The sequence below is a fragment of the Flaviflexus sp. genome (assembly GCF_052087705.1).
Classification (GTDB): domain Bacteria; phylum Actinomycetota; class Actinomycetes; order Actinomycetales; family Actinomycetaceae; genus Flaviflexus; species Flaviflexus ciconiae.
Genome location: NZ_JBQCYC010000035.1, coordinates 1 through 9,624 on the forward strand (window position 1 = coordinate 1; position 9,624 = coordinate 9,624).

The 9,624-nt window shown below is 57.9% G+C and carries 7 protein-coding genes; 3 read left to right on the forward strand and 4 right to left on the reverse strand.

Annotated features, from left to right (window positions below):
* Positions 1 to 60: 60 nt before the first annotated feature.
* Positions 61 to 2,148, reverse strand: coding sequence for an acyltransferase family protein (locus ACTHUY_RS11715; protein ID WP_441676085.1), 2,088 nt, complete (start codon positions 2,146 to 2,148; stop codon positions 61 to 63).
* Between the two features lie 257 nt (positions 2,149 to 2,405).
* On the reverse strand, positions 2,406 to 3,566 hold the full coding sequence (gene wecB, locus ACTHUY_RS11720; RefSeq protein WP_441676084.1) for a non-hydrolyzing UDP-N-acetylglucosamine 2-epimerase: 1,161 nt from the start codon (positions 3,564 to 3,566) through the stop codon (positions 2,406 to 2,408).
* 305 nt (positions 3,567 to 3,871) lie between these two features.
* On the opposite strand from wecB, the gene ACTHUY_RS11725 reads away from it, so the two are divergent.
* Genes ACTHUY_RS11725 through ACTHUY_RS11735 form a run of 3 tightly spaced genes read left to right on the forward strand, consistent with a single transcriptional unit; the run spans position 3,872 to position 7,418 of the window.
* Positions 3,872 to 4,627 carry a DUF6270 domain-containing protein gene (locus ACTHUY_RS11725; protein ID WP_441676083.1) on the forward strand — a complete coding sequence of 252 codons (756 nt, stop codon included), beginning with the start codon at positions 3,872 to 3,874 and terminating at the stop codon, positions 4,625 to 4,627.
* Positions 4,624 to 5,895 (forward strand): glycosyltransferase family 4 protein, encoded by a 1,272-nt coding sequence (locus ACTHUY_RS11730; protein WP_441676082.1) that lies wholly within the window; start codon positions 4,624 to 4,626, stop codon positions 5,893 to 5,895. The genes ACTHUY_RS11725 and ACTHUY_RS11730 overlap by 4 nt, the downstream gene beginning before the upstream one ends.
* A complete protein-coding gene (locus tag ACTHUY_RS11735) occupies positions 5,892 to 7,418 on the forward strand; it encodes a glycosyltransferase family 4 protein (RefSeq protein ID WP_441676081.1) in 1,527 nt (508 codons plus the stop codon). The genes ACTHUY_RS11730 and ACTHUY_RS11735 overlap by 4 nt, the downstream gene beginning before the upstream one ends.
* A gap of 117 nt (positions 7,419 to 7,535) precedes the next feature.
* On the opposite strand, the gene ACTHUY_RS11740 is transcribed toward ACTHUY_RS11735, so the two are convergent.
* Complete coding sequence (locus tag ACTHUY_RS11740; protein ID WP_441676079.1) at positions 7,536 to 8,375, reverse strand: ABC transporter ATP-binding protein; 840 nt, start codon at positions 8,373 to 8,375, stop codon at positions 7,536 to 7,538.
* Positions 8,359 to 9,216, reverse strand: a complete 858-nt coding sequence (locus tag ACTHUY_RS11745) for an ABC transporter permease (RefSeq protein WP_441654853.1) — start codon at positions 9,214 to 9,216, stop codon at positions 8,359 to 8,361. The genes ACTHUY_RS11740 and ACTHUY_RS11745 overlap by 17 nt, the downstream gene beginning before the upstream one ends.
* Positions 9,217 to 9,624: the final 408 nt, after the last annotated feature.

Here is a 9,624-nt window from a genome sequence, read left to right on the forward strand (position 1 = left end):
CCTCAACAGCGGCAGATTCCAAAACAAACTACACCCCCAATTATGAAGAGCCGGTTTTACCTATCTGAAGAGGGTTGGAAGAGTGTCGCTTAGCTCTTCTTCGATCGCTGGTGCCAACGACTGCGAGAACGGGACTGTGAAATGGTCCGTGTCGTACCAGACGAGAAGATTGCCAACAACAGCATCGCAATTAGCCTTTGAATCATCGTCAATGGCCGGGCACACGTACTCGGTCAGATCCAGCAAGTGCGTGCCCTCCGGCAGGTCCATTTCCAAAAGCGGGTTAACCTCGGCAATGTTTGCCTTGGGGAGGCCGCACTCTTGCGCAGTGCCACCCGACGCAAGGCAATCGGGGACGTTCTCCATGCCTCGCGGAGTTCCGCGTGTGAGGAGAAGATTCGCACCCGTATCGGTGATCTGCTCCCACCAGTAGGGGGCGTCAGCCAGAACGTTCTCGGGCTGCCAGAGCCTGGTACCGGGTGTGACAACGAGGTCGACGTCTTGAGTGTCGAGCCATTCAATAAAGTTCTCATTCCACTGACCACACATCCAGTGATCCGGGTTTTCTTCCAGGCCAAAGACACAGCCTGATTTGACTGCCACAATTACTTCCCAGTCGTATTTGTCACCCAGAGCCTTGAACGCCGCCTCGAAGTGACCGGCATGGGAACCGCCAGCGAGGACAATCGTGGCCGTTGGATTCGCAGGTGGATCCTCGTCCTCGCAGATAAGAACCTCATCGGTGCCGGGTACGTTATTCCCTTCCTGGCGACAGCCGCGTGCAACGTACTCGGGCATATAGTCTTGTGCGTATTCGACTTCGGGGAAGATTTCTTCCTCGGCTGGCGGTTCATCCTGGAATGCTTGCGCAGCACCCGGGTACTTGTCCGCGTCCAACCCCTCATACGCAACCTTGAGCTCGGGCGGTGTCGGAGCAAACGCTGTTGTACCCACACCAACGAGACCAATCGTGACGACGCCGGCAACAACGGTGTACTTGTTCCTGCGTCCGCCACCGGGCGCATTCGCTTTTTTAGTCGCTCGGGACAGCGGCTGCTCGAGGAGCTTGTACATGATCGAAGCAATCACGAAGGAAACGGCGAGGATGCCGAGACCATCAATGACGTTAATTGCCTGTTTGTCCGCAATCTCCATGTAGAAAATCAGGAGCGGCCAGTGCCACAGGTAGAGGCCGTAGGCACGATCACCAATCCAGGCAAAAACCTTGTTGGTAAGGAAGTACGTGGCTGACCATTTCAGATCCTTGTTGCCGCCTTCTGGGCCCGCCGAGATAAGGACGAGGGTAAGCCCGAGGATCGGCCAGAATGCCCAGGGTCCCGGGAAGAGAGCCCTGCCGTCCAACAGGAATCCGCAGCTAACAATGAGGGCAAAGCCCAGCCAACCGCCCACTCCCCGGAGTTTCTTGGGAAGCCTGATCTTTGATCCCGCCAGCGCAATAAGGGCACCAAAGGCGAGCTGCCAGGCGCGGGTTTGCGTCATGAGGTACGCCTCGTCCTGGTTGTAGCTCCCAACGTAGATGGCATAACCCAGGGAAACAACAACGATGAGCCCCGCAAGCGTCGCCATGACGCCAGCCGCGGACCGCTTGATCAGGCGGGCAATGAGGACCGAAAGTATGGCAACGAACGGCCACACCAGATAGAACTGCCCTTGCACGGATAGGGACCAGAAGTGTTGGAAGGGAGACGTGTCAGGTCCAGCAGCGTCATAGGTCAGCTGCGAGTTGATGAGCTCAATATTCTCAAAGTAGAGAATCGAGGCTCGCGCCTCGGTCCACAGCTGGCGGTGTTGCGTGACGGGCAGGATAACGAGCGCTAGCGCAAGCGTTGCGAGAGCAACGGTTGCTGCCGGTGCAACGATTCTTCGGAACAGCCGTCCAAAATATTTGAACAGATCAACAGGACCGCCCTTGGCTGCGGATTCGCGTAGCAGCATTCCGGTGAAGAGGAAGCCCGATATCGCAAGGAAGATATCGATGCCGCCGGAGATCTTTCCCGAGCCAAAAAGGTGGAAGAGAACGACGCCCAGCAGGGCAACACCGCGTACACCGTGCAGTTCAGGAAGGTATCGCCGTTCGGGCAATCCCCTCATCAGTCGCTGGTTAGAATCCTCAACACGTTGGGTCATGGAAAAGAAAACTCGATTTCTACGTTGGCGGACTCATCGAGTTTAACCAAAGCTCCGCGATCGCGCCGAAGCCGCTCCCGTAAACGTGTCTGAGAAGACAGGGGACGAGCACAAGAAGCAACTTACATCGATATGGGTGACCGCTCCTCCTTGACGTGCTTTACTCCTGAGAAGACATGCGATCGGCTAAAACCATGTCCGGCTACTCAGTGAAAGCCGCCGGATCGTAAGTCTCCGGCGGCTTTCTCAACTCAATATCAGTGACCTGTGGTGTACTCGAATTCGGGGAGTCTCTCCCCCACGCCGAGTAGAGCGGCGATGGCCGCGACCACGCGGTCGGAAGACTTGCCGTCGCCGTACGGGTTGATTGCCTGGGACATGGTCTCGTAGGCATCCTGGGATTGGGCCAGTTCGGTGACGGCATCGACGATGGCGTCGGTGTGTGCACCGACGAGGCGGGCGTTGCCGGCCTCGATTGCCTCGGGACGTTCCGTGGTCTTGCGCATGACAAGGACGGGCTTGCCGAGCGAGGGGGCTTCTTCTTGGACGCCGCCGGAGTCAGTGAGGATGATGTGGGAGACCTTCAGGGCGTGGCAGAACTCGCCGTACGGAAGTGGCTCGGTCCACACCACGTTGTTGAGGTGCTCGATCTGGGGCAGAACGGCCTCGCGGACCTTTGGGTTGCGGTGGATCGGGAACAGCACTGCCTTGTCGGGGTACTTGGTGGCGAGTTCGGCAATGGCCTTGCCGATTAATTCCATGTTCTCACCTAGGTTCTCGCGGCGGTGCGCAGTCACGAGCAGGATGTCCCTGCCGGACTCGGCAAGTTTCGCAACGCGCGGATCGGTGAAGGGCTTGGGCTCCTTCGTGGCATGGAGCAGTGCATCGATGACGGTGTTGCCGGTGACGACAATGTTGTCTGGGTTGAATTGCTCGCGGACCAGGTTCTGCTTGGCTTGATCGGTCGGTGCCAGGTGCAGCGAGGAGATCTGGCCGGTGATAAGGCGGTTGCCTTCTTCGGGGAAGGGATCGAACAGGTTGCCAGAGCGCAGGCCTGCCTCGAGGTGGATGACGGGGATGGAGCGGTAGAAGGCTGCCATGGCCGCTCCGGACACCGAGGTGGTGTCGCCCTGGACCATGAGAGCGTCCGGATCGATGTCGGTGATCGCAGTGTCGATACCGGTGATGATCTTTGACAGCATGACGTTGAGCGACTGGCCCGGCTCGAAAATGTCGAGGTCCATGTCGGGAGTAATGCCGAAGACCTCGTTGACTTGATCCAGCATTTCGCGGTGCTGCCCGGTGGAGACAACGATTGGATCAAGAACGTCCGAGTCCTTCATCGCGAGAATGACGGGAGCCATCTTGATCGCTTCCGGCCGCGTGCCCATAACGACCATGATCTTCTTCTTGCTCATCCAAACAAGCCTTTCAACATCTCACGCAATCGGTAAAGAATGATTGCTTTCTTCCGCCGATCCTACGCTACTCACCGGCCGGTACGCGCGAGCACGCTTCGTTCCCCACAACCTGTGGTCTCAGCCGCGTTCCCGTGGCAAACGTGTTCGGATACATGGTGATGTTGACCTGCGCACCAAGCAGTTTCCCAGTGCAGAGCAGTAAAGTTGGTAGGGTAAATTGGATTACCAAAACGCTGTGCGGAACGGTAACGGATGTATCGCGAGAAGCTCTCGATGAGACCTGGTCTTCGAAGGAATAACCCATGACTGCAAACGAGCCTGCACGAGTAGCCATACTCGGGAGTTGCGTCAGTCGAGACATGATTCAAATGTCGCTGTCAGACATGACTCGTGTGCCGGTCTACGTCGCCCGGCAGTCAGTTCTTAGCTACTACCATCCGGCCACCGATAACAAGCCCGAACACCCGGAATTTCCACACCCGTTCCAACTAAACTCGTACAAGTCCGACGTTTACGGAACCGGGCTGAAGCAAGTACTCATCGCAGAAGATATTGATCTTGTCCTCATCGACCTCGTCGATGAAAGGCACGGTGTTTACGTGTCTCCAATCGGCGAGGTCATAACCCGTTCAATCGACGGAATTCCGACGGGACTCTATGACACGCTAACGGACTGGGATCTCGTTGAATTTGGAACACCGGAGCACCTGGTCGCCTATTCGCAGCAGGCGGAGATGATGAAGGACAAGCTCATCGAGAAGGGCCTGTTCGAGAAAACGGTTGTCATCCACTCCCCCTGGGCCACCCATCTAAAGACCGGCGAAGAAGCTCCGCTCAGCGTGGGCAAGACCGCCGACTGGGCAAACGCCATCCTCCCCTCCTACTGGAAGATCTACGAGGACCTGGGCTTTACGATCATTAAACCCGACCCCGACACGATCCTTGGGGATCGGGAGCACAGGTGGGGGGCAGCACCCTTCCATTACGTTCCTGAATTTTACGATTCGCTGGCCGAACAGATCCGCCCCTACCTGGAAAAGGCTTCCTCCGACCGATGAAAATTCTTGTTCTCTCGCAGTGCTGGTATCCGGAGAACGGCGTACATCAGCGCCGCTGGACGTGGCTCTCTAAGATCCTGACCGACGCGGGCCATCACGTCACGGCCGTCGTCCCTCCCCCGCACTACCCCGGCGGACAGCTACTATCGGACTGGGAGAAAAGCACCGTCGAATACGGCGCGGCCGGCGAGAGAATTCTCCGCACATCCTTCTTCCCGCACTCGGAGAAGCTCGTCTCACGAGCCCTCGACCAGGCAATCGTGTCTTCCACGTCGGTGACAACTGCGCTCCTCACGTTCCTTAATAGGAACGTCGAGAAGCCCGACCTCATCATCGGAACGGTCCCCTCGCTCCCGACCGCAATCGTCACAAGACTGATTGCGAAAGCACTGGGAGTCCCCTATGTTATTGATCTGCGGGACGCTTGGCCGGATCTGCTCAAGTACTCGGACCGCTGGGATGAATCGCTGCGCGTCCGGGGTGGTGGCACAAGCAACCTCAAGTTCCGTGCCGGTTCGCTCGTCGCCAAGGTGACGAGCGACCAGATCCTGGGATCACTGCAAAATGCTTCCGGCATCATCGTCACCACCGATAGCCTGCGCGAGCACCTGCTGAATAGCTCAGTGCATACCAGCCTGCCACCCAGCCACGTGGCGACCGTGCGCAACGTTTTCCCGCACGTCCTCCCCGAAGTAAAGCCGCCACTCATTCCTGAAGAGAACTCCCTCCGGGTGGTTTACGCTGGAACGCTGGGGCGGGCACAAAACCTCCGGAGCACCATCCGGGCCGCTCGTCTTCTCCAGGACGAAGGCAAGCACATTCACTTCCATTTCATCGGTGGCGGAGCCGCCAAGAAGCGCCTCCAGGCGGCCGCAGAAGACGGCAATATCAATGCTGAATTCCTGAGCCGCGTCAGTCCCGAAGAACTCAGTAGCCACTACGCCTGGGCAGATACGGCACTTGTTAACCTGGCCTCCTGGAATCCCATGTCACTCACAGTTCCCTCAAAGCTCTACGAGCTCATGGCGCTCGGACATCACATCAGCGGTGGCATCAACGGTGAACCCGCCGACATCGTCTCCTCACTCGGGGCCGGCCATGTTGCCAATGCTGATGATCCGAAGGGACTCGCTGAGATCTGGTCCCGCATCATCGACGATCGTTCGCTCCTATCCGTTGACAGCAGGGGTGGCGACTGGGTTGAAACCCAGCGCAACTCCATCGCACCCGCCCAGTTCCTCGCACTCGTAGAAAACGTTCTCTCATGAAGCATTGGCTGAAGGTCTCCACGCTCGGCGCCACCTCGATGTCACGCCTGTTCCTGACCGACCCGAAGAAGTTCATCGGTCAGGTCGGAGAAAGACTGAACATCTCTTTCCTGCGTCCCAAGAAGAGCGGTCACGACACGGCCGGCTCCGATGGGTCGGCAGACACTCTCTTCACCGAGGGCGAATACTCGAAGGCAACCGAGGCCGCCACCGGTAAGCAACGCAGGCGCATCCAGGGCGAGCTTGAGCTCCTCACTACCAAGGGACTTCTCGGTAGCACGCTCACAAAGCAAGGGCCTCTGGATACCGCTACGTTAACGGGAGTTGACGGTAGCGATATTCGCTCACTCCATTTCCTCACGAACTCCCTGCCCCATACCCAGTCGGGCTATTCACTGCGTTCCCACTCGGTCCTTTCCTCGATCAAGAACGAGGGTGTCAGTGTGCGGGCAACGACAAGGATCGCTTACCCCGTGACCGTCGGAAAGATACCCAAGTCTCCAACCGACACAATCGACGGGATCACATACGAGAGACTCTTGCCCTCGATTTTCCCGGCCCAGCTCACCGAGCGACACGAGAAGAGCGCACGCATGCTGGCCGAGATTGGCCGTCGGCAAGGCTCAACAATCCTGCATACAACGACAGATTTCCGTAACGGCCTAATCGTTCACGCCGCGGCACAGGAACTTGGTATCCCGTGGGTGTACGAGGCGCGAGGTGAGATGGAGAAAACCTGGCTCTCTCGCTTCCCCGAGGAAGATCAGCCAGCCGCTGAGCAGAGCGAGTTCTATCGGCTAGCGCGCACCCAGGAAGCCCGCGTCGCAGCCGCAGCTCACGGGGTCGCCGCATTAAGTGAGATTTCCGCTAACCAGCTCGTTAGTCGCGGCGTCGACCGTAGCCGCATCATTGTCGTCCCCAATGCAGTTGAAGACAGGCTCCTCACCCAACCGGTTGACAAAGCGAGGCTCCGTGCAGAGCTTGGCTTGCCCGACGGACTCATCGTTGGGGCCATCACTGCCGTTGTCGGATACGAGGGACTCGACACCCTGATCCGGTCCATCAAGTACCTGCCGGCGGATGCTCGGGTTCTCATCGTCGGAGACGGAACCGCTCGGCCCGAGCTCGAGAAGCTCGCCGAAACCCTACGCGTATCGGACCGGCTGATCTTTGCCGGTCGGAAGCCATCGGAGGATATCTGGCGCTGGTACGGGGCGCTCGATGTGTTTGCTGTACCGCGGCACGACACGGCCGTCGCCCGCACGGTCACACCTATCAAGCCCCTCATTGCTCTTGCACTCGGAGTTCCCGTCGTCACGAGCGACCTGCCAGCTTTGCGGGAAGTCACAGGTGGAATCTCAACCTACAGCGAGGCAGGTAACGGTGAGAGCCTCGCCCAGGCAATCCTCCAAGCACGGGACGCTGATCCGAGCCTCAGCAAGGACTTTGCCGCCACCCGCACGTGGAGTGCAAATGGAAAGCGGTACCGGGTACTCTACGAACGTCTGGCCGACGAGGCATAAAACTATAGGCGGTCGCTTGTTATGAGCGGGTCCCGGGTCTAGCTCGAGACCGACTGACAACAAGAGAGCGAGACCTCCCTAGCCACACAGTCTTGGAAATCCCTTTCGAAAGACTCGCTAGTGCCTCTTGCCGTTGTGGTTTTTCTCGTCTGAGGCAAGGACTATATTGGGTTTCACGTAATCCTTCTTCACGTCCTCGATGATTTTGTTGGCGCTTTCGTACTCGTCCTTCGCTTCCCGCCATGCCCACAGGCGGTAGTGGCGTGCCGTTGATTCGGCGGGCCCGTCGGCAATGATTTCGCCCTTGTGAAGCCAGATAGCGCGGGTGCACATTTCCTCAATAGTCTGCGCGGCATGGGACACGAGGAAGATCGAGTGGGCTTTGGTCAGGAGATGATCCATACGACGCTTCGCCCGCGTTGCAAACGCTGCGTCACCAGCAGAAAGGGCCTCGTCGATAAGAAGAATATCGGGGTCGATCGACGTGGCAATCGCAAACCTCAGGCGGGACCCCATGCCCGCCGAGTAGGTCTGCATGGGTCGTGCCATCGCATCCTCATCAAGGCCGGACAGCGACACGATCTCGTCGTAAACCTCGTCCACCTGTTCGGGAGTCATTCCCATGGCGAGGCATCCCAGGCGAACGTTGCGCGCACCCGACAGGGTGGGCTGCAGTGCGGCGCTGATTCCAAGAAGGACGGGCTGGCTACGGACCAGAAGGCTACCCGACGTTGGAGTCTCGCCACCCGCAATCAACCTTAAGAGTGTCGACTTACCCGAGCCGTTCTGACCGAGAATACCGATGGATTCACCGGACGGTGCCGCGAAAGAAACTCCCTTAAGAGCCTCCACGGTGATATCGCGGGACTTGATGTTCTTCCTGCGGTCCGCTCCCCTGGCGATGTAGCTCTTACGAATGTCGCGTGCGACGACTGCATACTCACTGGACTGCGCCATACTTTTCCTCACCTCGCCAGAAGTAGATCATGCCAAGACCGAACGTTCCGAATGAAACGGCGACCAAAATGAAGAAGTCACCCAGGCCCGGGCCCGTTCCGTACAGCACCGCGTTACGCACGGCGGAGAGGAACATGTAGGCCGGATTCGCGGTCATAACGTCCTGCACAAGAGGCTGTGTCGCAAATCGTTCAATCGAGAAAAATACGCCGGAAATGTAGAACCAGCCGCGCTGGAAAATACGAACCAAAGCCTGCAAATCAGGGATCTGGAAGCAGAGCCGGGCTACGAAGAACATCAGCCCCGTGCCGAAAATGTGCAGGAGAGCAAACACCGGGATCACCCACAGAATCGCGAATGTTGGCGGCGTTGAGATCTGGGCAAGAAGGGCCGCAATAATTGCAACGAGGGCAGGAACGGTCGAGTCAAGAACCATGCGGATCGACTGCGACATGACGAGGCTCGCGCGTGGGAACTGGAAAGCCGTAATCATGTTCTTCGACGACTTGATCAGTGTCGCACCGCTCGTCATGTACTTCGTGAGGAACGAGAAGAAAATGACGCCGATAACGAGGTAGCCAATGTAGTTCTCGATACCTCGGGAGGTGCGCAGGAGTAGACCGAAGATTACTCCGTACATGGCGGCGTCAAGTAGTGGCGAAGCAACGAGCCAGAACTTGCCAAGGTAATAGTCCCGGTCGGTTTCAAATGAGCGCCCGCGAGCATCGGCCCAGATGAAGTGGCGGCGTCCCCACAGTGACTTCAGATATGCGGTGAAGCTTGGGCGGCGGTGCAGGTGAAGGAACTTCGAGTCGTCGACCAGGATCGGCTGCTCACTCATTCGGTTGCTACCTTCCTCGGTTCGGTCAAGTGACGAACATGATTCGCGCGCACCGGAACCATACCGGGACTCCTTCTGAGGTTGACGATCATCAAACTCCCACCGTTGCTCATACTGGGTAGCCTAGGCTCTTCCACCGACAGTTTGCGAAAACGTCGTTGACGTCAAACCTCAAGACCATTCGATTCAATCCCAGTTTCATTGCGATGGATGGTGCGCAAGCAACGTGTTGCCGCTTAAAACACCATCCGACCAAGTGATGAGTATACTCCCCAGGCCTGGGCAAGCGCGTGAACTAACACCAGCAGGGAAGACCCCTTCGTCACGTTTTCGAGCAACCGGTCTACCTTAATCGGCTCTTCATAATTGAGTGTGTAGCGGGCGTTTTGCGCGTCGTGGCATGAAACG

What these genes read in the sequence shown, in the direction of transcription:
- ACTHUY_RS11715 (WP_441676085.1), bottom strand. Translation starts at nt 2,148, where the DNA reads ATGACCCAACGTGTTGAGGATTCTAACCAGCGACTGATGAGGGGATTG.
- ACTHUY_RS11730 (WP_441676082.1), top strand. Translation starts at nt 4,624, where the DNA reads ATGAAAATTCTTGTTCTCTCGCAGTGCTGGTATCCGGAGAACGGCGTA.
- ACTHUY_RS11725 (WP_441676083.1), top strand. Translation starts at nt 3,872, where the DNA reads ATGACTGCAAACGAGCCTGCACGAGTAGCCATACTCGGGAGTTGCGTC.
- wecB (WP_441676084.1), bottom strand. Translation starts at nt 3,566, where the DNA reads ATGAGCAAGAAGAAGATCATGGTCGTTATGGGCACGCGGCCGGAAGCG.
- ACTHUY_RS11740 (WP_441676079.1), bottom strand. Translation starts at nt 8,375, where the DNA reads ATGGCGCAGTCCAGTGAGTATGCAGTCGTCGCACGCGACATTCGTAAG.
- ACTHUY_RS11735 (WP_441676081.1), top strand. Translation starts at nt 5,892, where the DNA reads ATGAAGCATTGGCTGAAGGTCTCCACGCTCGGCGCCACCTCGATGTCA.
- ACTHUY_RS11745 (WP_441654853.1), bottom strand. Translation starts at nt 9,216, where the DNA reads ATGAGTGAGCAGCCGATCCTGGTCGACGACTCGAAGTTCCTTCACCTG.